Source organism: bacterium, from assembly GCA_008933615.1.
Classification (GTDB): Bacteria; CLD3; CLD3; order SB21; family SB21; genus SB21.
In genome coordinates, this window is record WBUR01000021.1 from 14,047 (window position 1) to 38,313 (window position 24,267).

Annotated in this window: 16 protein-coding genes; 15 read left to right on the forward strand and 1 reads right to left on the reverse strand. The window is 39.0% G+C overall.

The features are described from left to right. Window positions 1–15: 15 nt before the first annotated feature. The 7 genes from F9K33_09160 to F9K33_09190 all read left to right on the forward strand — a co-directional run bounded on the left by F9K33_09160 (window position 16) and on the right by F9K33_09190 (window position 7,242). Window positions 16–993, forward strand: coding sequence for a hypothetical protein (locus F9K33_09160; protein ID KAB2879421.1), 978 nt, complete (start codon window positions 16–18; stop codon window positions 991–993). 36 nt (window positions 994–1,029) lie between these two features. Next, the gene (locus tag F9K33_09165) at window positions 1,030–1,932 is read left to right on the forward strand and encodes an MBL fold metallo-hydrolase (protein ID KAB2879422.1); all 903 of its coding nucleotides are present in this window, start codon (window positions 1,030–1,032) and stop codon (window positions 1,930–1,932) included. Beyond that, window positions 1,923–2,735 (forward strand): MBL fold metallo-hydrolase, encoded by an 813-nt coding sequence (locus F9K33_09170; protein KAB2879423.1) that lies wholly within the window; start codon window positions 1,923–1,925, stop codon window positions 2,733–2,735. Before F9K33_09165 ends, F9K33_09170 begins: the two co-directional genes overlap by 10 nt. A 100-nt stretch (window positions 2,736–2,835) precedes the next feature. Next, entirely contained in the window at window positions 2,836–4,938 is a 2,103-nt protein-coding gene (metG, locus tag F9K33_09175; GenBank protein ID KAB2879424.1) for a methionine--tRNA ligase, read from the forward strand. A gap of 19 nt (window positions 4,939–4,957) precedes the next feature. Next, entirely contained in the window at window positions 4,958–6,073 is a 1,116-nt protein-coding gene (locus F9K33_09180) for a hybrid sensor histidine kinase/response regulator (GenBank protein KAB2879425.1), read from the forward strand. 89 nt (window positions 6,074–6,162) lie between these two features. After that, complete coding sequence (locus F9K33_09185) at window positions 6,163–6,822, forward strand: hypothetical protein (GenBank protein ID KAB2879426.1); 660 nt, start codon at window positions 6,163–6,165, stop codon at window positions 6,820–6,822. Window positions 6,823–6,891: 69 nt separating this feature from the next. Then, entirely contained in the window at window positions 6,892–7,242 is a 351-nt protein-coding gene (locus tag F9K33_09190; GenBank protein ID KAB2879427.1) for a hypothetical protein, read from the forward strand. A gap of 124 nt (window positions 7,243–7,366) precedes the next feature. Here F9K33_09190 and dnaA read toward each other — a convergent pair whose 3' ends face one another. Then, entirely contained in the window at window positions 7,367–8,836 is a 1,470-nt protein-coding gene (dnaA, locus tag F9K33_09195) for a chromosomal replication initiator protein DnaA (GenBank protein KAB2879428.1), read from the reverse strand. A 598-nt stretch (window positions 8,837–9,434) separates the two neighbouring features. On the opposite strand from dnaA, the gene F9K33_09200 reads away from it, so the two are divergent. The 8 genes from F9K33_09200 (at window position 9,435) to F9K33_09235 (ending at window position 24,266) form a co-directional block, all read left to right on the forward strand. Next, complete coding sequence (locus F9K33_09200) at window positions 9,435–9,581, forward strand: 50S ribosomal protein L34 (GenBank protein ID KAB2879429.1); 147 nt, start codon at window positions 9,435–9,437, stop codon at window positions 9,579–9,581. Window positions 9,582–9,654: 73 nt separating this feature from the next. Beyond that, window positions 9,655–9,915: a membrane protein insertion efficiency factor YidD gene (yidD, locus tag F9K33_09205; protein ID KAB2879430.1), complete on the forward strand. Its 261-nt coding sequence runs from the start codon at window positions 9,655–9,657 to the stop codon at window positions 9,913–9,915. A gap of 1 nt (window position 9,916) precedes the next feature. Next, window positions 9,917–11,653 (forward strand): membrane protein insertase YidC, encoded by a 1,737-nt coding sequence (gene yidC / locus F9K33_09210; protein KAB2879431.1) that lies wholly within the window; start codon window positions 9,917–9,919, stop codon window positions 11,651–11,653. Between the two features lies 1 nt (window position 11,654). Continuing rightward, window positions 11,655–13,043, forward strand: a complete 1,389-nt coding sequence (mnmE, locus tag F9K33_09215; GenBank protein KAB2879432.1) for a tRNA uridine-5-carboxymethylaminomethyl(34) synthesis GTPase MnmE — start codon at window positions 11,655–11,657, stop codon at window positions 13,041–13,043. Between the two features lie 144 nt (window positions 13,044–13,187). Next, entirely contained in the window at window positions 13,188–15,095 is a 1,908-nt protein-coding gene (gene mnmG, locus F9K33_09220; GenBank protein KAB2879433.1) for a tRNA uridine-5-carboxymethylaminomethyl(34) synthesis enzyme MnmG, read from the forward strand. Beyond that, window positions 15,092–15,736: a 16S rRNA (guanine(527)-N(7))-methyltransferase RsmG gene (gene rsmG / locus F9K33_09225; GenBank protein ID KAB2879434.1), complete on the forward strand. Its 645-nt coding sequence runs from the start codon at window positions 15,092–15,094 to the stop codon at window positions 15,734–15,736. The genes mnmG and rsmG overlap by 4 nt, the downstream gene beginning before the upstream one ends. A gap of 193 nt (window positions 15,737–15,929) precedes the next feature. Beyond that, window positions 15,930–22,862 carry a cell surface protein SprA gene (gene sprA, locus F9K33_09230; GenBank protein ID KAB2879435.1) on the forward strand — a complete coding sequence of 2,311 codons (6,933 nt, stop codon included), beginning with the start codon at window positions 15,930–15,932 and terminating at the stop codon, window positions 22,860–22,862. A 291-nt stretch (window positions 22,863–23,153) separates the two neighbouring features. Beyond that, window positions 23,154–24,266 carry a radical SAM protein gene (locus F9K33_09235; protein ID KAB2879436.1) on the forward strand — a complete coding sequence of 371 codons (1,113 nt, stop codon included), beginning with the start codon at window positions 23,154–23,156 and terminating at the stop codon, window positions 24,264–24,266. Window position 24,267 lies beyond the last annotated feature (1 nt).

Here is a 24,267-nt window from a genome sequence, read left to right on the forward strand (position 1 = left end):
AGAGATTTTTAATATATGACCAACCCTATACAAGTTGAATTTAAGGCTCTGCGCAAAGAATATTTTGATAACAAACATAATTTGAACATAAAACTCGGCGAGCACGTTGTTGTTCAGGCTGAATCCGGCGTTGATCTCGGAAAGATCTGTCTTACCCCTGAAAAAATTCCAATTCATGAAATCGAAGGCCGGGAATTACGGGCATTTGTCCGCGTTGCCAATCCAGATGAAATTGCCCGACTCGGTGAAAATCGGAATGAAGAAGAAAGAGCAAAATCGGTAGTTAAACAAAAGATCGGCGAGCATGGACTAAAAATGAAATTAGTCGATGCAGAATACCAATTTGACCGTAAGCGCCTTGTCTTTTTTTTTACTGCAGACAAGCGCGTCGATTTTAGAAATCTGGTGCGCGATCTTGCCGGTCTTTTTAAAACGCGAATCGAACTCCGCCAGATCGGAGTTCGTGATGAAGCAAAACGCGTTAGCGGTTACGGCCCTTGTGGGAAAGAACTATGCTGCTCTTCGCATTTGACTGAATTTAAACCCATCACAACCGACTTCGCCAAAGATCAGGGATTGCAGCTTAATCCTACAAAATTAACAGGTCTTTGTGGCCGTCTAAAATGCTGCCTGGCCTACGAACGCGATTTTTACGTCAATACTCTATCTAAATTTCCTGGAGTCGGAGCGCCTATAAAGACATCCAAAGGCGCGGGCGAGATCAAGCATATTGATATTATAGGAAACAAGATTTTTGTGCACCATCATAAGGATGATGAATGGGAAACTCTGACACTGGAAGATGTGGCCAAGATACTGGGAATTAACCTCGATGATATTGGCGGATGTTCTGTAAATGGAGGCGGCTGCAGTTCCGGAAAATGCAGCACACATGACAAAGTGGAAGATGGTGAAATGCAAAACCCTCTGAAAGATTTTATGGAAAAAGATCCTTATTTCGACGAGCACAACTTCCCGAGACCAAAGAACTAATACATCTCTTTTCGTTAGAATCAAGAGGAGTATGCAATGATATTCACGCTTCTTGGAACACGTGGCTCAAGACCAATTTTGACTAATGAGCAGGTTAAATACGGCGGAAACACTACTGCTTTCAAAATCTCTATCGACGGAATGGATCCTATTTATGTAGACGGAGGTACGGGAATTTTTCGTGAAGGCGTCGCCATCACAAAAGCGAATTCACGAGGACTTCATGCGCATTTTCTCATTACACATACGCACTGGGATCACATTCTTGCTTTTCCGTTTTTCGCGCCACTTTTCATGCCCGGAACAAAACTCACGATCATGGGCCCCCGATCTGAAAAATATGATATAAAATCGCTTTTCGAACATCAACACAATAAAGGGCTCATTCCCATTCCGTTTGAAATTTTCAAGGAAAGAATCGATTTCAAAGAGTTGTATCCTAATGAAGAGTTTATGATAGAAAATGCAACTATTAAAACAGTGGAACTTAATCATCAAGGATTGACATTGGGGTATAGAATAGAACACGACGGAAAATCTATTTGTATCATTACTGACCACGCGCCTATTGAAAACAACCATCTGGGGGTTTTAATGAAAGGATGGAAAAAAGACGACTTTACCGCGAAGGAAAAAGTTTTCTATGATACATTGGTTCGATTTGTAAAAGACGCCGATTTAATGATGCATGATACGCATTTTACGAAAGAAGGAATCAAAGGCAAAGAAAATTGGGGGCATTCGTCTCCTGAAATGGCCGTGGATCTGGCTTTAAAAGCTAATGTCAAAAAAGTGGTTCTTGGGCATCATGCACCTGAAGATAAAGACAATGACGTTGAAATTAAGATTAAGTCGGCCAAGGACTATTTGAAATCCGTCGGTAAGTTGAATTCGGTTGAGGTTGTCGCCCTTAGTGAAGGAGATGAAGTATGCCTTTAGATGTCGTGTTTTATGGAACGCGCGGCTCCATCAGCGCCCCGCACGAAGACATTTTAAGATACGGATCGCTCACATCCTGTGTTGTCGTAAAAAGCGGTGATCGTAGTATTGTAATAGACGCCGGTTTTGGAATTGGCTTTTATTCAGACCACCTCGCTAATAAAATGGGAAGTTTTCATGTCCTTATTTCTCATTTTCATTGGGATCATATTCAGGGTTTGAATTATTTCGGCCCTGTTCATCATCCAAAAAGTACCAATAATTTTTATTCACCGTTTAAAGTTGAGCAGCTACAGGAAGTCATGGATATTTATTTTGACGGCTCCTACGGCCCGTTTAACGGATGGGAAGCTCTGAACTCCAAATTTGAATTTCATAAACTTACCGGTGACATTGAGATTAACGGATTTACCGTTTCAATGATGCCGGTCAATCACACCGATCCGTGTTATGCTTATAAAATTAGCGAAGGGAATTCATCCGTTGTGTATGCAAGCGATCACGAAGCCATTAATAATCAGGTAAACCGGGATTTTATCGACTGGGCAAAGGGTTGTGATATTCTCATTCATGACGCCATGTATGAAGATAGCGAATATGAGCATAAGATCGGTTGGGGTCATAGCACATTTGATATGGCTTGTGAAAACGCAAAAAAAATTGCAACAAAAAAACTGCTTCTTACGCATCATGAACCTCTGCGCTCGGACAAAGAACTCGATCGAATCGAATCGGAGCTAAAGAAGAAATATCCGGGCCTTGATCTAATTTGTGCGCAACAGGTTGTAACATACTCTTCATAGGCTCCTTCACGTTACCCGCCGGTAATTTGTTTTTTTATCTGATCTTGTGCATATTACTGATGCATCAACTATATTTTATCCTGATCACAACGGAGTTGCCTTGAAAAAAGATTTCAAACGAATATTGGTTACCAGCGCACTGCCTTATGCCAACGGCCCAAGTCACATAGGACGCCTTACCGGCGCTTATTTACCTGCTGATATTTATGTCCGTTATCAACGCATGATGAAACGTGACATTGTTTATATCTGTGGTAGCGATGAACACGGTGTTCCGATTACCATTCAGGCTGAAAAGGAAGGCGTTACGCCGCAACAGCTTGTGGATCGCTATAATGCGATGATCCAAGATGAGTTTTTCAAAATGGGAATCAGTTTTGACCACTATTCCCGTACATCCAGCTTCATTCATCGCGAGACCGCGCAGGAATTTTTTTTGGATCTTTTAGGAAAAGCTATTCTCCGAAAAAAACCTGAAATGCAATGGTATGATGAGACGGCGAAAATGTACTTGTCCGATCGTTATGTTGAAGGAACGTGTCCCATCTGTCGAAACACAGACGCCCGCGGCGATCAATGTGAAAAATGCGGAACGTATCTCAATCAAATGCAGTTGATCGACCCGCGCAGCAAAGTGTCGGGCTCAACCCCGGTTGCAAAGGAAACCACCCACTGGTACATGCCCTTGGGCGATTTTCAACCGGAATTGGAAAAATGGATTGGGAGTAAAACCCATTGGAAAGACAACGTCATAAATTACTGCAAAGGCTGGTTTAATCAAAAATTGGCCGATCGTGCTATTACGCGTGATCTTGACTGGGGAGTTCCTCTTCCGCAACAAGACAATAATGGAAAACCTATTGAAGGGGTTAGTGGAAAAGTATTATATGTTTGGTTTGAAGCTGTTCTTGGCTATATATCTTCAACAAAGGAATGGGCACAGAAGATCGGTAACCCAAGTAAATGGAAGGAATATTGGCAGCAGGAAGATACTAAATTGGTTCATTTCATCGGAAAAGATAATATTGTTTTTCACGCGATCATGTTTCCCGCAATCATGATGGCATACAATAAAAATAAAAGCGTCGATCGCTTTGTTTTGGTCAGCGAAATCCCTGCATGTGAGTTTTTGAATCTCGAAGGTGCGAAACTTTCGACAAGTCGAAACTATGCAGTCTGGGTCAAAGATTATTTGGAAAAATTTCCCCCGGACCCGCTGCGATATACATTGACATCCAATTTACCGGAAAACAAGGATTCAGATTTTTCCTGGAAAGATTTCCAAGCAAAAAATAATAATGAACTTGCTGATATTTTGGGAAATTTTGTAAATCGAAGCCTGGCATTTACTATAAAAAACTTTGATGGCAAAGTTCCCGCGCCAGGCACATTTAGCGAAATGGACAATGAAATGTTGAGCGAGATTTACCGTGCTCAGGCTGAAGTTGGTGAATTTATTGAAGACTTTAAGTTCCGAGACGCGTGCCGCCGATTCATGGATTTAGCGCGTAATGCAAACAAATACTTCAACGATAGCGAGCCGTGGAAAACGCTGAAATCGGATCGTGTAAAATGTCAGAATACGCTGTATGTCAGCGTTCAGATTGTAAAGGCGTTAGCCGTGATCATGCATCCGTTTATGCCGTTTACATCTGAAAAAGCCTGGAAAATGCTTAACATGAAAGAACAGGTTGCCGGTCAAAATTGGAATCAGGTTTCAGAAAATAGAGTTTCAGCCGGACATATCTTAGGCAATGTAGAGATTCTCTTTACAAAAATTGAGGATGACATGATATTAAAAGAAACGAATGCTTTAAATCAGATTACAGAACACAAGGGATCCGATAAATCAGAGCCATCAAAAATGCAGCCATTATCAGCCCCGATTGACATTGATGATTTCGCAAAAGTAGATATGCGCTCTGCAACAGTGCTTCAATGCGAAAAAATTGAGGGAACGTCTAAGTTACTCAAATTACAGCTCGATCTTGGAGGTGAAAAGAGGCAAGTTGTTTCCGGACTGGCGGAATACTATAAGCCCGATGAATTGATCGGTAAACAGGTGATCATTGTTGCTAATCTGAAACCTGCAAAAATTCGCGGTGTGGAATCTAATGGGATGATATTAACGGTTGGTGACGGACAAAACTTAAAAATATTAATGCCTGAAAATCTCATTGCATCCGGATCGAAAGTCAGCTAATCTATAACCTACTTTGTTTATGGAAATTGATCGAACAAAAATTTTAGTAGTGGAAGACGATTTTCAAAATCGTCAACTCATTAACATTTACCTGAGCCGTTCCGGATACGAGGTTGTGTCGGCAATCAATGGAACTGCGGCTCTGGACAAACTGCAAAATTATACGCCCGATCTTATCATCAGCGATATTGCAATGCCCTTTATGGATGGCTTTGAGCTTTACGATAAAGTCAAAGGCTTTCCACACCTTAGATCGGTTCCTTTCATTTTTTTAACAGCTTATTCAGACACCGAAAAACGGCGGCACAGTAAGGAAATCGGATCCGATGATTTTCTGACCAAACCGATCGAACAGGAAGAACTCCTGGCGTCGATTCGCGGTAAGCTCAAACGCGTCAATGAAATTAAGGCTTCTACACAAACAGAAATTCTAAATCAAGTTGATCAATTAAAACGTGAAATCCTGTCAACTATTACACACGAAGTCAATACTCCGCTTTTTATTATCAAGTTAACATCAAATTTACTGCTTGACGAAAAAATGGATTTTCAACAGGACGAACTTCAGGAGTTGTTACTGCGAATCAAACGCAGCGGTGAACGCCTTGATTCTCTACTAAAAGATTTTTTGGTAACAGTGCGTGTTGCGACCGGTGAAGCAAAAAATGAGTTTGAAAAGACAAAACAAGATGTGGACCTGAATTTCATCATACAACACCTCTTACCTAGATTTGATAACGACGCTAAAACAAGAAATGTTAGTATAACATCTCATTTTACAGCTAATATGCCGTCGCTAAAGTTGGACGTAGATCAAATTGCAGACGTAATGGAACGCCTGATCGGCAACGCGATTAAGTTCAACAAAGAAAAAGGTTTTGTAAAAATTAACACCTCTCATGATGAAGAAAAAATTGTAATCGTTATCGAGGATTCCGGAATTGGAATTTCTGCTGATAATATTCCGCTCATTTTTAATAAATTTTTTCAGGTTAATCGCGGCGAAATGGAACAACAGGGCGCCGGCCTCGGCCTAAATATTGCTCGCGATCTTACGCGAATCAATGGCGGCGAGATCTCCGTCACGAGCGAAGAAGGGGTTGGCAGCAAGTTCATCTTGACATTTCTAATTTAAAATCCTTTTTTCTCCAACTTAATCTTTTCGATGCTATTTGTTACATTTTTTTTAGACAGTTTTCTGTTTTAGAAACTATAGAGTAATCGATGTTTGTTGGTCATTACGCGGTTGCATTTGCGGTAAAAAAAGCTGCGCCAAAAGTATCGCTAGGCACTTTATTTTTGGCAGCACAATTTGTCGATTTACTATGGCCCCTGCTGCTGCTCGTCGGTCTCGAGCACGTTCGCATTGATCCGGGCAACACGATTCTTACTCCTATAGATTTTTACGATTATCCTATTTCGCATAGTTTTATTGCTGCAATCGTGTGGTCCGGGGTGCTTGGTTTTTTGATTTTTTCTATCAAACGGGACAAGAAAAGCTCTTTCGTTGTTGGGTTGTGTGTTTTTAGTCATTGGATCCTTGATTTTATCACGCACCGGCCCGACCTTCCTTTGGCCTTCGACAAGGACATGTACTTTGGGCTCGGGCTATGGAATTCTCCGATTGGAACCATTTTGATTGAACTTGGTTTGTTTATGACCGGTACTCTTATTTATGTTCGAGCGACGAAATCTATAGACCGCGTTGGCGTTTACGGATTCTGGTCTTTGCTAAGTGTGTTGCTGCTTATTTACGTTAGTAATTTTCTTGGCCCGCCGCCTCCAAACGAATTTGCATTAGCGATTGTTGCCAACGCCGCTTGGCTATTCGTTATTTGGGCATATTGGGTTGACCGCCATCGGATTGCGGTTTTAAAGATTTGAATTATGACTTATATTAGAAGTTTACGTTTTTCTAACTTACAGAAAGGGGCTGTTCCAATGGAGAAAGAGATGATCGATCTACGAGACCTGATCATGATGATCAAAGAAAAGAAGGAAATGAATGCCAACCTTGCGTTGGAATTTGATTGTAGATTGGAAGTTGAAGATTACAAACCTTTGGTCAAGGTGATCAATTACGCAATTAACTATGTAAGTCAATTAACGGATCAGCCAATGCAGATTTCGCTTAATGCTGGCGGAAGCGGTTATCTTTTGGGCTTTACCGCATTCACATCCCAATTGGAGTTTCCTGCAATCAGCGATCAGGTGGTTGAAGCCCTGGTTCCATATCAGGCTTCCGTCAAGGTAGATGGTGAAAAGGGTAAGTATGTTAAAATGTTAATTACTTTTAAACAATGATCAGGTGAAGCCACGCCGCCTGATTCGTTAGTCGTTTGCCACTTATGGTATAATAAATAATAAAGGGGCAAGATTGCTCAAGCCCCTCTATTAATTTATCTGAAGGTGAAAGGAAATATCTTAATTAGTAACCCGCTAATTCGATCTTGCGTTTCATCGTTTCTACATCGTCTTTTATTTTTGGGTTAGAGCCCATAGATTCTTCGACCAGTCTGCAAGCATAAATTACGGTTGAATGGTCCCGCCCGCCAAAATGTAACCCTATTGTTTTTAGCGACGAGCCTAATATTTCTTTTGTCAGGAACATACAAATCTGCCGCGCCTCAACAATTTCTTTTTTTCGCGTTTTCGCTCTCAACATGTCTTCCGGTATATTGTAGTAAGCCGCGACGGTTTTTTGAATCATATCTATGGATAAATTCTTCTTTTTGATCGCTATCGTATCTTTCAAAACCGATTTTGCCAAATCGAGATTCAATTCCGTATTGGCAATGGAAGAGTAAGCCAGTAATTTGATCAATGCGCCTTCCAGTTCACGAATATTCGCTGTGATATTCATCGCAACAAACTCACAAACTTCCGGAGGCAGATATACGCCATCCTCTTCGCTTCGCTTCTGTAAAATCGCTATACGTGTTTCAAGATCGGGCGGTTGAATGTCGGTAACCAAACCCCATTGAAACCTCGAAATAAGCCTTTCTTCAACCTGCTTGAGTTCTTTGGGCGGGCGATCTGAGGTCAAAACAATCTGCTTACCCATCTGATGCAACGTATTGAAGGTGTGGAAAAATTCTTCTTGGGTTTTTCCCTTATCTGCAAAAAACTGAATGTCATCAACCATTAATAAGTCAAAATTTCGATAGAGTTTGCTGAATTCCTGAATTTTGTCGTTTCGAATTGCGCCGACGAAATCATTCGTAAAGTTTTCACTCGTTACATACGCAATCTTTTTATTGGGATAGTTTGTTTTAACGTAATTCCCGATTGCTTGAATCAAATGCGTCTTACCCATACCTGCCCCGCCATAGATCACGAGTGGATTAAAAGACGTAAGACCTGGTTTCTCTGAAACAGCAAGTGCTGCGGCCTTCGCAAATTTGTTTCCGTTTCCCTCAATAAAGCTTTCAAATGTATAACGCGCATTCAGAAACGTTTCAAATCGATCGGCCGGAGTTTTTGAAGGCAATACAATGGTTTGCGTCTGTCCGGGCGTCTCGTGTATGAAATTCGATTTATCATTTGTAAAAGCGCCCGAAGAATCTTTTATCAAATAAGAAATACCAAAATTCTCATTCACAATTTCATGTAAGGCCGATAGTATAAATTCGCTGTAACGCCCCTCAAGCCACTCGATAAAAAATTGGTTCGGAATAGATACAATTAATTTGTTATTTTCAATTCTTATCGGCTCAATTGGGTTTATCCAAGTACGAAATGAAGGCCCTGAAATTTGGTTTTGTATTATTTCACAACAACCGCCCCATATCTCTTTAGGATCCAATAACTTCTGAGAAACTACTGAATGATCCTGTTCTTTATCAGTTGTGGAAAACGTAGAAAAACTGAATTTATTTTGACTTTGAGACTCTATCATCTAATTTTTTATGCCTTATTCACATTTAATAATATGAATCAAGTCCATGAAACATTTTTTAAATATGTGCTTACAGGCATCGTTCCTTAGGCAGCGATTTTCAATTATAAAATATTGATAAACAGGTGTTTAGAATATGGGTTTGTGTCCGTTACCGGTCGTGTAAAGCGTAAGAACTTTTGTTTTTTTATAGACTATCATGCAACAAATTATTAACAATTAACATTTTATCAACATTATATGTTCGGCTGGTTGAACTAAGCCTAATTTACGAATCCGCATATGATTGTCAAGAAAAAAGCTTTGCGCCTGTTTTGAGATTATCATATCCTTATATTTATGAATATGTTAATAAACAAATAATTTTTTTCAATTCACATTTTTTTTTAAATTGCCCACATGGTCGTTTGATTTAAACTATTAATTTTAATAAGTTAAGTGCTGTGGTGTAATTCTTTATTTTTTTTGAGTTTTATCTTGACTTTTTATATCATTTATGTTAAATTTGCTACCCTAATTTTATATTAGGCTATTAGAGGCAAAATTTCTGTAAGCTTATATAAATCAATAAATTATTTGATGGAATGAAGGAGATGTAGTGAAAAGAACTTATCAGCCTAGCAAGAGAAAACGAAAGAATAAACACGGGTTTAGAGAACGGATGAATTCTAAAGGGGGAAGAAGGGTTCTTGCATCCCGAAGGGCAAAGGGCAGAAAAAAACTTTCTGTTAGCGATGAGTTTTAGTGTCGCATCAGTTTTATAATATCATTCTGAAAGTAAGGCTTCTTTCGTATCGGAGGAAGCCTTATTAGTTAATATGAGTTTTTTTTTCACACATATTTTTATCTTCCTCATCCGAATTTACCAAAACACCATTTCGGTTGTCCTGCCGTCTACCTGTCGTTTTTTTCCTTCGTGCTCCCATTATTCAGTTGAGGCTATCAAATCACACGGTGTTGTCTGCGGTTCCTGGCTATCGGTAAAGAGAATTCTCAAATGTCATCCATTCCATCCGGGCGGCTACGATCCGGTTCCAACTAAAGATCATTTGCATTCATTTTGTAAGGAGTCTCATTAAGATGGACAGAAGAACGATTATTGGAATGATCCTAATTGCGGTCATTATTATTGCTTGGCCTTTTTATACGAAGCTTATTTCGCCGGAACCCGTACCGGTGAAATATAATAAAGAAGGCGCTGCAGTTAAGATAGATACGGCAAAATCAATTTATGAAAAACGCGATTCTGTCATAGCAAAAAAAGTAAATGCAGATGAAACTCAAAAAACAAGAACCGATATTCCGATAAAAGAAAATGCGTTATGGTCCAACGCTCCCGAAAAGGTTATTTCAATAAAAAGCAAACTATACACAACAAAAATTTCCAATAAATCGGGCGGCACGATCAGAGAATGGATTCTACAAAATTACAACGACGGCAATGGCAATAAAGTTAGTTTTGTTGACTCTCAAAAAAACATCAATTTTTCTTTCAACTATCACAATCAAGTTATTAATCTAAGCGATGCTGTTTTCGAAACCTCTTCAAATCAGAGTGAAATTGATCTAGATTATGTCGGTAATTGGTCAATTAGTTATACGCTCGTATTCGATCAGACACGGGCGATCGTGCAAACGTTCACATTTTATAAAGACCGGTATGATTTTGATGTTGATGTTGAATTCAAAAATTTTGGCGATGAAGTCATTAATTCTGAATATCAGTTGCAATGGTTGTCGGGCCTTCATTCAACTGAAAAAGATTTACATGGCGATCTGACTTATTTTAAAGCGTATTCACTATTGGGTGATGAGAAAGAAGAATTTGATGTAAGCGAGAATTCATCGGAACTTGCTTTTTCAGGTTTAACAAAGTGGTTGGCTTCGCGTACTAAGTATTTCGTTCTCTTCATTATTCCACAGGAAAAGGACGGCACGGGGTGCAAACTCAGAGGCGAGGCATTTACGAAAAACGGGGCACTGGACAAAAAAGAATACCTACTCTCCATGAGTATGAAATTCGAATCAAACAAAAAAGACCGGTTCAAGATTTATATTGGACCTATGGATTTTTCAACGCTCAATAAATATGATGAAAATCTCACCGTGATAATGGAGTGGGGGTGGGCCATTATTCGTCCGATTACAAAAGCAATTCTGTACACATTCAATTTTCTATACGGAATAATTCCGAATTATGGATGGGTAATTATTGTTTTCGCCTTATTAGTGCGTATTGTGCTATACCCTCTTACGCATAAGAGTTTTGTTGGTATGCAGAAAATGAAAGAGGTCATGCCAAAACAAAAAGAGATTCAAAAGAAATTCAAAGACAACCCGACAAAAATGCAGCAAGAAATGATGAAGCTCTATAAAGAAGTTGGATATAATCCTCTCTCGGGCTGCCTTATCATGTTCATTCAGCTTCCAATATTGTTTCCTATTTATCAGGTATTCAATGAATCCCTCGATTTAAGGCAGGCGCCTTTCTTCGGCTGGATCAAAGATCTTTCTATTCCTGATACAGTTGCGATTTTACATACCGGATTACCGTTTATCGGAGATTTTCATGTAAACCCGCTGCCTATCATAATGACAGTTTTGACTTTTGTTCAGCAAAAAATTGCTCCGATGACTCCGATGGACAATTCTGATCCTTCCCAGAAATTCAATCAAAAATTTCTCCTGTATGGCATGCCTATCATGTTCTTTTTCTTGTTCAATAATTTCGCTTCAGGACTCGTACTGTATTGGACCATGTTCAACGTTCTTACAATGGCACAGCAGCTTTTGATGGCAAAACATGTGATAAAATAGTATGTTCCTCGAAGATACTATAGCGGCAATTTCGACACCTTTGGGCATAGGCGCCGTATGTATGGTACGTATTTCCGGAAAAGACTCTATCTCTATTGCTGATAAGATTTTTAATGGAAGAGTAAAACCTTCCGTTGCTGAATCTCATTCTATCCATTTTGGTTACCTTATCGATCCGGAAAATACAGAAAAAATTGATTCGGTTTTACTTAGCGTCATGCGCTCTCCAAAATCTTATACAGGTTTTGACTCGGTTGAGATTAGCTGCCATGGAGGAATTGTAAACACAAAAAAGGTTCTTGATCTCGTCTTGTCACAAGGTGCACGGCTGGCAGAGCCGGGGGAATTTACAAAGCTCGCTTATTTAAACGGTAAAATTGACCTTTCTCAAGTTGAAGCTATCGCCGACCTTATTCATGCTAAAACTGAAGGCGCCCGTAAAGCCTCAATGTCTCAATTCACAGGCAACTTAAGAAATGAAGTTTCCAATCTACGGAATCAACTCATTCAACTTTGTTCACTTTTAGAAATTGACCTGGATTTCGCCGAAGAAAATCTGTTAATAATAGATACAATGAAAATAAAAGATCAATTGTACGCTGTAGAAAATCAGATCAAAAAGCTTCTGTCAACGTACAATACCGGACATATCATTCGGGAAGGTGCCAGGGTTTCTATTCTTGGCAAACCCAACGTTGGGAAATCGAGCCTTATGAACGCCATGCTACAGAAGGACAGGGCAATCGTGAGCCATCTGCCCGGCACGACGCGTGATTATATCGAAGAAACCATAGATATTAACGGTATTCCATTTACATTCGTTGACACTGCCGGAATAAGAGATACAAAAGATGATATAGAGATTCACGGGATTCATTTCTCAAAAGAAATTATCCATTCAAGTGACCTTATTATTGCTATGTTCGACATATCATCTCCATTAGACGCTGATGATGATAGAGTCAAAAATATTATTCACGACGCCGTGTTGCAAAATGAGACGGTTAAAACCATATATGTAGGAAACAAGACGGATCTTGGAGAATTCGACAGAAGTAAATTCGTTTCTGATATTGGATCAGATTTCATAAAAATATCCGCAAAATCACAATCAGGCATTGATAAACTAAAAACAAAGATCGGTGTTTTATTTAATTCCAATGTTTCGTTTAGTTCGCCAATGATATCAAGATTGAGGCACAAAATCGCGTTAGAAAAGAGTTTATCTAGCCTGGAGATTGCAAAAAAATCCTTGGCTGATAATTTGTCTTTTGAGTTCGTTGCGTTGGACATACATAACGCTATTCAAGCCTTGGCGGAAATTGTTGGCGACGTTTCATCTGACGATGTGTTGAAAAATATTTTCTCTAATTTTTGCATTGGTAAATGAGTTTGTTTGAGGTAGATCTTCATCATAACATGTATAGATAGATTATCTAAAAGTTTCACGTGAAACATCTGTAAAATGGATGCTCCTTGAGTTGCCTTCGTGTTTCACGTGAAACAAATGTAAATTATTTAAAAACAGAGTAATATGTATGATGTTGTTATAGTTGGAGGCGGTCATGCGGGCTACGAGGCCGCGTTTGCTTCATCAAGAATGGGCTGCAAGACGCTGCTTGTTTCCATGGAGATTTCAAAGATTGGAACTCTTTCGTGTAATCCCGCGATCGGAGGAACAGCTAAAGGCCATCTTGTCAAAGAAATTGATGCTCTTGGGGGTGAGATGGGATTCATAACCGATCAGGTTGGAATTCAATTTCGTATTTTGAATCAATCAAGAGGGCCGGCTGTCTGGTCTCCGCGTGCACAAGTAGATCGCGCAGAATATCCACGTACAACTCAGATGCTCCTGAAAAAAGAAAAAAATCTGGAGCTCTTGAGTGCTAATATAGTTGATCTTAAAATTGAGCACAACAAAATATGCGCAATCATTACTTCTGATGGCCATGTAATATCTTGTAAAACTGCAATTCTAACTTGCGGAACATTTTTGAACGGAATCATTCACATCGGCCTAACGAACCAAAGCGCCGGCAGATACGGAGAAGCTCCAGCAAAAGGGATCACTGAAGCGCTTGTAAGTTTGGGCCTCGAAAGCGGCAGACTGAAAACCGGCACGCCTCCTCGTGTTCATAAAGAAACTATTAATTTTTCTGTATGCGAAGCGCAATTCGGAGATGAGTCACCGGAACCTTTTTCATATAGAACAGAAAAAATAACGAATGAACAGATTCCTTGCCACTTAACTTATACTAACGAAACGACGCATGATTTATTGAGAGCGGGTTTCGATCAATCGCCCATGTTTACGGGAAGAATAAAAGGAGTCGGGCCTCGATATTGCCCTTCGATCGAAGATAAAATCAATCGTTTTTCAGACAAAGATCGGCATCAGATATTCCTGGAGCCTGAGGGATACGATTCAATCGAATATTATGTAAATGGGTTTTCTACAAGCTTGCCTCAGGAAATTCAAGAGGCAGCTATTCGAACAATTCCCGGGTTGGAAAATGTCAAAATGCTTCGACCCGGGTATGCCGTCGAATATGATTTTTTCCCACCATATCAGATTAACTTGAATATGGAATCGAAATTTGTAGAAGGGCTTTTCTTTGCGGGGCAAATCAATGGGACATCCGGGTATGAAGAAGCTGCGGCACAAGGTCTTATGGCAGGAATTAACGCTTCACTGAAGGTACAGAATAGAGAACCGTTCATACTAAAACGGAACGAGGCTTATATCGGAGTTCTGATCGATGATCTCGTCAATAAGAGTACTCTTGAACCGTACCGAATTTTTACATCGTTGGCGGAATATCGTCTCATACTTAGGTACGACAACGCTGATCTTCGTTTGACCGATTTTGGTAAGAATTTAGGCCTATTGTGTGATGAACAATATGACAAATATACGCGTAAAAAACAGGCGCTAAAAAATATAGGTGACTGGATGCAGACAACTAATGTTCATCCAAGCTCGATAAATCCTGTTTTACAAGCGATCAAGTCTAGTCCAATTACCGAGCCCGTTTCTATATTGCAAATATTGAAAAGACCGGAAGTTTCATTATCCGGATTTATCAAGAACGGGGATCTTATACCTCAAGAAATTATAGAATCTCTCAATTACAGAGATACGATGAGGGAAATTGATACGTCGATAAAATATGATGGATATCTAAAACGGCAAAACGAACAGATCGAAAAATTTACTCGAATGGAGTTGAAAAAAATCCCGAAGCAATTCGATTACAATATGATCTCTTCTTTATCAAATGAAGCGAAGGAAAAACTCAACAAGATAAGGCCTGAAAATCTAGGACAAGCTAGCCGGATTTCCGGAATTACACCCGCAGATATTTCTCTTTTGCTAGTTTATATTGAAAAAGGATTTAGAGGTTTAACAAAAGAAATTTCTTATGTCACAAATATAATATGAACAACACTTTAGATGGGTTTTTTCAACATATTGATAAACATATGTTTGAAACTACTGATGTTCAAAAAAACCAGTTTAACGCGTTTTATAATATATTGGTAGAATGGAACTCAAAAATAAATTTGATTTCTCGGAATGAAAAAAACATAGTTGATCGACATTTTTTGAATAGCTCTTGTATCGCCCACTTTATAAAATTCAATCCTGATGATAAAATCATTGATCTTGGATCGGGCGGAGGGTTTCCTGGAATTATTTTAAAAATATTATTTCCTCAATCTTATTTTACCTTAGTTGACTCTGTGAGAAAAAAAACTGATTTTCTACGTCTTGTTGTTAGGGATTTGGGGTTGACTAAAATAGACATAATAAATGATAGAGCTGAAGAAATATCTTCTATGAAAAAATTTTATAACTCTTTTGACTACGTTACTGCACGTGCAGTTTCTTCATTAAAAGATCTTGTCGGTCTGTCAAAACCGTTTCTTAAAGAAAATGGAAATATGGTGTTCTTGAAAGGGAGAAGTTATGCTGATGAAATAACCGCCGCTTCAGTTGAGCCGCGACAACTTAAAATACACAAACTGTTTTCCATCGCAGAAAGTCAAGACGGTGTGCTTTTGGTCATTTCTGCCTATTAAGTAATATTCTCTTGAAATCATCATTTAAGTTACTTACTTTTTTCTATCACCTATGATCAATCGTGGAGAATCCTCTAAAGACCCTTTTTACTGTTAACCTTCCCAGAAAAAAACATATTGAGTTGGTTAATTCCAAAATGTATTTTGGACAATCGCGATTCTTACCGCTTACATATTACAGTAAGGTGATGGTGTGGGATTTATTTCTGAGATCGTTTTCTTTATAAAGAATAACTTACCAAAGAAATTAACATTAACTCTTGTAGTTTTATTCTGCCTCGTCGCGCCCGCTGTTCTGCGCGGCCAGACCGACAACCAAGATTCAAAAGCTAAATCCAGTCTCGACTCTTCCCGGCTCCCATCTCACTCTATTTCCGATTCTCTGGAAAAAATTAGATATATTGATGACCTCTTTCAGAAGATCGCAATGAACTTCTCCGGATCTTTTGGAATCAACGGCGCTATTCAAAATGTGGCAAATGAAGCAGTAAAGGCCGCCACTCAGTATATGCCTCCTGACACCGTCATCCAAAGTGATTTCATGTTATATCCGTTTAAATATTTGCCATCGATTTCAACCAACCCAAATGAAAATTTTTTACTGCTTAAAGGCCCGCTCATCGATTATTCACAAACCCATACGCTGTTGCCAAACTATATTGTTAAAGTGAAATTGGATTCAACGGGGCGATTTTACGTCTTTTCAGATAGCTACGGCACTTCGAAACAAGCGTTAAGAAAACCAACTATCATTGGTAAACAGACTTACATTGAATCAAACTTTAACAATCAGATTCGAAACACTTTCTCCAAGTCTGTATTAGCAAATTTGTCGGGAAAGGACGAGAGAACCTCAGGTGCGGTTCGTTTATTTACCGCTTCAGTTACAACAAACGAAACTTTTACTAAAATATTTGGAGGCGACGAAGTTGCTGTTGACGCTACCGGAAATATCAACTTGAGCGTGTCCGGTGCCTCTGAAAAATCATCAAATCAAAATTCAAACACAGGTAAAAACTCCACTTTTACCCCAAAATTCGAACAACGCCAACGATTTAATTTACGCGGAACCATCGGTAAAAAGGTCGAAATCTTGTTTGACCAGGACAGCGAGCGTGAATTTGATTTTGAAAACAACATCAAAATAACTTATACCGGTTTTGACGATGAAGTTCTCCAAAAATTAGAAGCGGGTAATATTGATTTGTCCCTTCCAGGAACAGAGTTTGTTACAACCGGCGGACAAAATAAAGGCCTCTTTGGCATCAAAGCGTTGTTCAAACTTGCCAATCTGAACATAACTACTATCGCAAGTATTCAAAATGGTGAAAAAACGAAATTGTCATTATCGGGCGGCGCATTGAAATCGGAAATTAACAAAAAAGTGTATGATTACGCCAAAGCTAAATTTTTCTTCCTTGAATCCTATTACAGAGACAATTATGAAAATTACAGCGGCAGAATTCATGTTGCTAATCCCGAAAATGATATTTCGAATATCCGTGTTTTTCGTTACTCTCCCAACAATCAGTCAATTCCGGGTAACATACCGGGAATTGCAATTAATAGGATGTCAATCCTTACTGATCCTAATTTGGCAAATCTAACCAATGATGAAATCGACACGCTCGATAATGGCCAAACGATAGACGGCAACTTTCTTGAAATTGGTGAGGAGCAGTACGACTTAGATACTAGGCTTGGGATTCTTAAATTACACTCTCCCATTGCGGACGGCGATCTTCTTGCGGTAACGTACCAAACGGCCACAAAAACCGTAGGTCTCTTTACGCCGAGTTATCTTAAGTTAAAAATGTTATGGAGCAACAAGCCTAAACCGGCAGATTCATCATGGACTCTTGAATTAAAAAATATTTACGACTTTGGGATAACCGGACTGAGCGCAGAAGATGCAAAAACACTAAAAATAAGCTATAGGGCTAATGGAACCGGAACGGATCAAACGATTGTAAAAGATAAAAACGGCAACGATGTAGGCCTGCTCAAAATGCTGCACGTGGATGAGCAGGGTCAAAACTCAGAGCCTGACGATATCGTGGATGAAGCGCTGTACGGATACGGCCTTGATTTCTCAAACGGGTATTTGATTTTTCCTAAATTAAGGCCATTTGACCCCAGCACTCAACAGCTGGATGGCTTTTCCGAAGAGGTTTATCCGGATACTTTGAGAATATGGAAAACAAATTCCATTTACGACCTTGATCGCACGCCAACTAATATTACTCAGCTGCAGAATATAAATACCTTTAATATATATCTGTCCTCAAGTAAAAAAAGTTCAACCATATCATTAGGAATAAATATTCTTGAAGGCAGTGAAGAGGTTCTATTAAGCGGTGAAAAACTGGAAAAAGATATAGGATATGCGATTGACTATTTTTCAGGAAATATTGAATTGCTTGACCCTCGCGCTTTACTCCCGTCCGCAGATATTGAAATAAAATACGAACAAGCCCAGCTATTCCAGATTAACAAAAGGACTATTTTCGGCGCTCGTGCAGAGTATAGCTTAGCCGATTATGGAATGGGGGCGAATTCGTTCATTGGAACTACGGCGCTTTTTCAAAGCCAATCCACTATCAACAAGCGAGTTCAACTGGGCGAAGAACCATTTAGCAATTTTGTATGGGATGTTAACACGAACCTTGAATTTAACGCTAAATTTCTGACTAAGCTGGTCAACTACATTCCCCTTGTTTCAAGCAACCAGCCTTCAAAAATAAATATTCGCGGTGAATACGCCAAAATATTTCCCACTCCGAACACAAGTAACGGATTAATGAAAAACGATGAAAACGGCGTAGCCTATCTTGATGACTTTGAGGCTGTTAAAAGAACATTTCCTCTCGGCACCACCAGAAAAGCCTGGTCATTAGCAAGCACGCCGCTTGAGAGACGGGCGTCTGATCGTGGGCAAATTGTCTGGTTTATAAAACAAGAGGCGCGCGAAAAAATTTCGCTTATTAGGACCAACCCAACCGATAACGTGCTAACTCTCGGATTAGCTTTGAAACCTAAATCCGATGATCCCATTAATTCATGGGGTGGAATTATAAGGGGATTTTCTTCATCGGCCGCAAAAGAACTATCTGAATCACGATTTATAGAACTATGGGTGAAAAACATTAAAGGAACATCTCTCATCAATATTGATCTGGGAGCGATTTCTGAAGATCAAAACGGCAATCGCGGGGAACCGGATCGCGAAGTGAAATCAGCTCTGCAGGTAGGTGTAACTGAAGAGCAGGATGTGGGATTGGACGGCCTTAACGATCAACAGGAAGCCGATACATTGCTATCGCTGGGAATTACGCCGGGATCCACGAACTTAACACCAACTCAACAGTCGACCATTGACTCACTTCAAATTAGATATCCTTGGGGCATAATAAACAAAAGCGCGGACGACCCTTTCGGTGATAACTGGAATAGGGAACAAGCACAACCTCAAAACATAGAAGAAATAGAAAATGCCATTACTAATAACGATATCTCCGGAATAAAAGTTAACGGCCTTGAAAAAAACATCGAGGATGGAACAACACGAATAGGTGATACCGAAGACCTCAACGGCAATGGCGTTATAGACCAACAGACCAATTCCTATTTTCGATATTCATTTTCAACGAATAGAAATAGCAAAGATACGTCTTTTGTTATCGGAAGAGGAAAGGATGATTGGCTCTTGTATAGGATACCGATATTAAGTCCGGATAGTGCCATTAACGCCGTTGTTCTGCCTGATATTACCAACGCACGCATATGGATTAATCCAGAAGACAATTCAGACGATGTCATCGCCTTACAGATCGCAGAACTTCAATTTGTGACCAGTGAGTGGACATTTACAAAAGAAAACCCCAGCGGGGTCATTGTTGACCCTAACGGGAAACAAATTGATAGTAATGATATTAAGAAGATTGTCGAAATTTCCTCCATCAGCACAGAAGAAGGCGGTGAATATCAAAAACCACCCGGTGTTCGACGAGAATATATACAAGGATCCAGCGACGGGCGCAAAAGGGAAGTAAAAGAGCAGTCGCTGTCTTTGAAGCTTAACGAGCTTCCCGCGGGATCTACCGCGCTAATTGTAAAAAATATTTCATCGTCTGATCTTAGAAATTACGGCAGAATCAAGATGTTCGTTCATGGCGATATCATACCTAAAGGCAATGTGCTTCTTCCGGATGAAAATGAAAACACAAACAATAGTCCGATCAATTTCTTTTTTAGGTTTGGCAATAATTCAACAAATTATTATGAGATTGAATATCCGCTCTTTGCAGGCTGGGCTGAGAGAAATTTTGTGGAAATAAGTTTTGATGAAATAACAGCGCTTAAGTTTGATAAAACGAATGTACCCGATGCTTTGACTGACATACGAACATTTATATTAACGGACGGTAAAACCCTACGAATTAAAGGAAGCCCGACGATTGCCGGTATTACACAGTTATATTTAGGCGCGATTAATAACGAAACGGTATATACGTACACCGGCGATATCTGGTTTGACGAATTACGTCTTACCGATGCAAATGATAAACCCGGTCAGGCAGTTAAAGCTAATTTATCATTTAATCTTGCAGATTTTGCATCTTTTAATGGGTTTGTACAATATCAAACGTCCGAATTCAGAACCGTGGACCAGCGGTTTAATGCAAATTCCGGCGACACGCGTAATTGGAATATTAATACAAGCGTTGCTCTGCATAAATTTTATTTGGAAAATTGGGGAATTAATTTACCCTTTACCTTCAACATAAGCAATAGCCGGTCCGATCCAAAATACTTGCCAGGAAATGATATATTAGTTGAATCTGCAAAAGACCAAAACGATAAAGATTTAATCTTACTTCGATTAGAGTCTGATGAAATAAGGAGAAGATCTGATAGTTTAAGATCTGTTACTTCTGATACGGCACTGATAAATCCGTTTGTCAGAGACAGTGTTCGTCAAAATAATATTTTAACTTTAGCAGAAAATTTTGAATCAACGTTGCGAACATCAAGTGTCACTAAAGGATTTAGCTTAAATTTTTCCAAAGCGAAAAATGAGAAAAATTTTTGGCTACTTCGCTACACTATTGACAATATTACGTCCAGTTTTAATTACAATACGTCAGAACAGAAAAACCCACAGTTCATTTCAAACAGCAACATATCATGGACCAGTGCAACCTCTTATAATCTTGGCTTCAAGAGAAAACCTTTTAAACCATTGAGTTGGATACCGTTAAGCAGCATGCCAATGTTGGGCACAGTCTTCAAGAACATTAAGGATACAGAATTCAACTACATGCTTTTTACTGGGGCTACTACAGATTTTTCGATTACATCCACGAAAAGCGAAGCCATTGAGCGGGATCAATTGGGCAACCCTATAAACAAACCGACTATTGCAACGCTATCCTCCACACGAGGATATGGTTTATCTCTTAGCCCATGGCAGACTCTTAATTCGTCTATCGGAGTGAAATATCAAACCGACTTACGCGGATTGTCCGCCGGTCAAATTCTAAAAGGCGTTGCAAACGGACTAAATCCCTTCGACGGTTTTAACGATTTTGTTTTTGATCGGTCCATTGATACCATAAAAGGAGGCAAGACCCTCGACTCTTTAATATACAATCGCGATTTTGCAACTACGAATACGTTCAACGTCAATTATAATCCGTTAACATTTCCCTTTTTGACACACACGCTCAATTATACATTTTCAAACACTGGAAGAAGGCAAAAACCACCCATTTCAATCTACAATGAGTCTTCTTCCATAAGCAGACGAGTTCAAGTTGACATGGGCTTCAGTATTAGATCTTTTATTTCATCTGTGAAAGAGCCGTTCAGTCAACAAGGTCGTAAAGATCAGGCCAAGCCCGACGACTCCAAAAAAAGCCGAAGGGATAAATTTAAAAATCTTAACCAAGGTACGGGCGTGCAAACCGGAAGAGACGGGGCCGATACAACCAAAGACAACAGCAAAACCTCAATTCTAGATGTGTCTAGAAAAGTTGGGTCTGCTACCGAAAGAGCCTTGAAGATGATTAATGACGTTCGATTTACAATTGGTTTTGATAATAATTTTCAAATAAACAACACTGATAAAAAAATAAATCCTTCCCTGCAATGGTTTGGCTATACTACAACTCAAAATTCGGGTTTTGTTGATAATATTTTCAGTTTTGATCTTGATACGATCAAACAATTCAATAAATCAAAACTCGACACGAGCAAAAATCTTTTCAATTACAGCGCCGGTAAAAGCATCAATTATGGGTTTAACTACGGATTTAATTTTGTCTATTTTACGGTGGACCTTCGTTACGATTATGCGGAAAATAGAACTCTTAGCCCTCCAAACATTTTGCGGCGAACCGTTTCCAGGTCAGCACTATTCCCTTGGTTGAAATTTTCTCCGATACCGATGTTCTACGATATTACAATCCGTGCAAATAATATCGGGCGTTGGCCGATATTCAATCTTATGGCTGGAATCACCAATAATATGGGTTTCGGGTTTACCTTTAATTCTAAAGAAACTGAAAACTGGATAAGTTTTACTGGAAATAATTTTACCGGTATTGATTCTACTAAGCTGAATGGAAGAAGTATACAGCTCGAAAGTGTATCTAATCAACAAACATTTCCTCAAATTAACTACGATATTATATGGAAAGGGAATATTACGCAAAACATAGTATTCACCAACACTAATACTACGGGTGAAAACAAGTCTTCTATTCAAACTTCAAACACGAAATCTATAACAACAAACATAAGTTACACAAAACGCGGAGGGTTTAAAGTGCCAATCTGGTTCCTCAAAAAAAAGCAACTTGATAATGAAATAAGAGTTGGGGCTGTTGCCTCGTATACAAAACGAATCGCATACAATGAAAGCAAAAAAACCGATCAAACTTCGGATAAAACAAAAATTGATGATAGTATAACTTGGTCGGTTGAGCCGCGTGTTGATTATTCATTTACAAAATGGATAACCGGAGGCAGTTTTTTCAGATACGAAAGTTCAAAAACTTTACGAACGGGAAAAATCACGAGAATCCTTGCCGGTATTGTTATAAATATTACCATTGGTACATAACTGACACTCAATTAAATTGTTGGTAACTTCTTAGTTAGCGTTAATAGACTTCGGGTAAAAAGCAGAGCGAGACTGCAGAACAACAAAAATAATCAATATTAACATTTTAGCTAGATCGAATCAACAAAACACTAAATCTAAATCAAATAAAAACAATGCATCATTTTGTTTATTAACATATCAACTTTGTAACACTACTATTATTACTAATTAAATAAATTAACAATTATATATATATGATATGAGTATAAACTTGATTTTATAGACCAATTGTTTTAATATATTCCAGCCATGAATTATCTAATTAAAGAAGCCTTTCAAATATTACAGCGGCCAAAAACTTTTACTAAACTCCCGAATATTTTTCTTGTAGTTCTTTCCTACTTCATATGTAAATTAACTAAAAAAAATTTTGTTCTTGGATATCCGTTTATGTTAATGCTGGAACCAACCAACATATGTAATTTGAGATGTCCGCTCTGTATTACAGGAAGCGATCAGATGACGCGCAAAGACGGCGTCATGGAGCTTAATAATTTTATAAGGCTAATGGATGAAGTTGGCGACTATCTCGTTCATCTGACGCTATGGAGTCAAGGTGAACCTTTTGTGAATCGCAATTTTACTGAAATGATACGTATTGCAAAGGATAAAGGAATCAAAACAATGACCAGCACCAACGGTCATTTTCTGATTGAAAACGCTGATAAAATTGTCAACTCAGGTCTAGATGTGCTTATCGTCGCGATGGATGGGGCATCACAACAAACATATGAAAAATACCGTGTTAACGGCAACTTCGAAAAAGTCCGGAACGGCATGAAAGCGGTTTCCGAAGCAAAAAAAAGACTAAACAGCAAAACGCCGGAGATAGAACTCCAATTCATCGTTATGAAGCATAATGAACATGAGACAGATCGAATTCGTAGCCTGGCTTATGAGTGCGGCGCACAAGTTATATCAATTAAGACGGCGCAAGTTTACACAGAAGAACAAGCTGCAGAATTTTTGCCAACTAAAGAAAAATATAGACGGTATGAATTAGATGCTCATGGAAAAATCAAGACAAAACTAAAAGAGATAAATTTTTGTAGGTGGGTTCTTCTGTGCCCCGTTATAAATTGGGACGGAACCGTATCTCCTTGCTGTTTTGATAAGAACGCTGAATACGGGCTAGGCAACGTCTTTTCCAATGGCGGATTAAAGAAAATATGGAAAAGTGAAAAATATGCAAAGTTTCGCCAACAAATCTTTACTAAAAGGAAGGATATTCCAATTTGCAGCAATTGCTCCGAAGGTCTCGAAGTCGAGGTTTTTGAAAAAGAGAACGTTCGCCATGATATAAACAATCCACATATCCAGGAACAAAATAAATACAAATCATTTGAATCCGCACACATCTAAC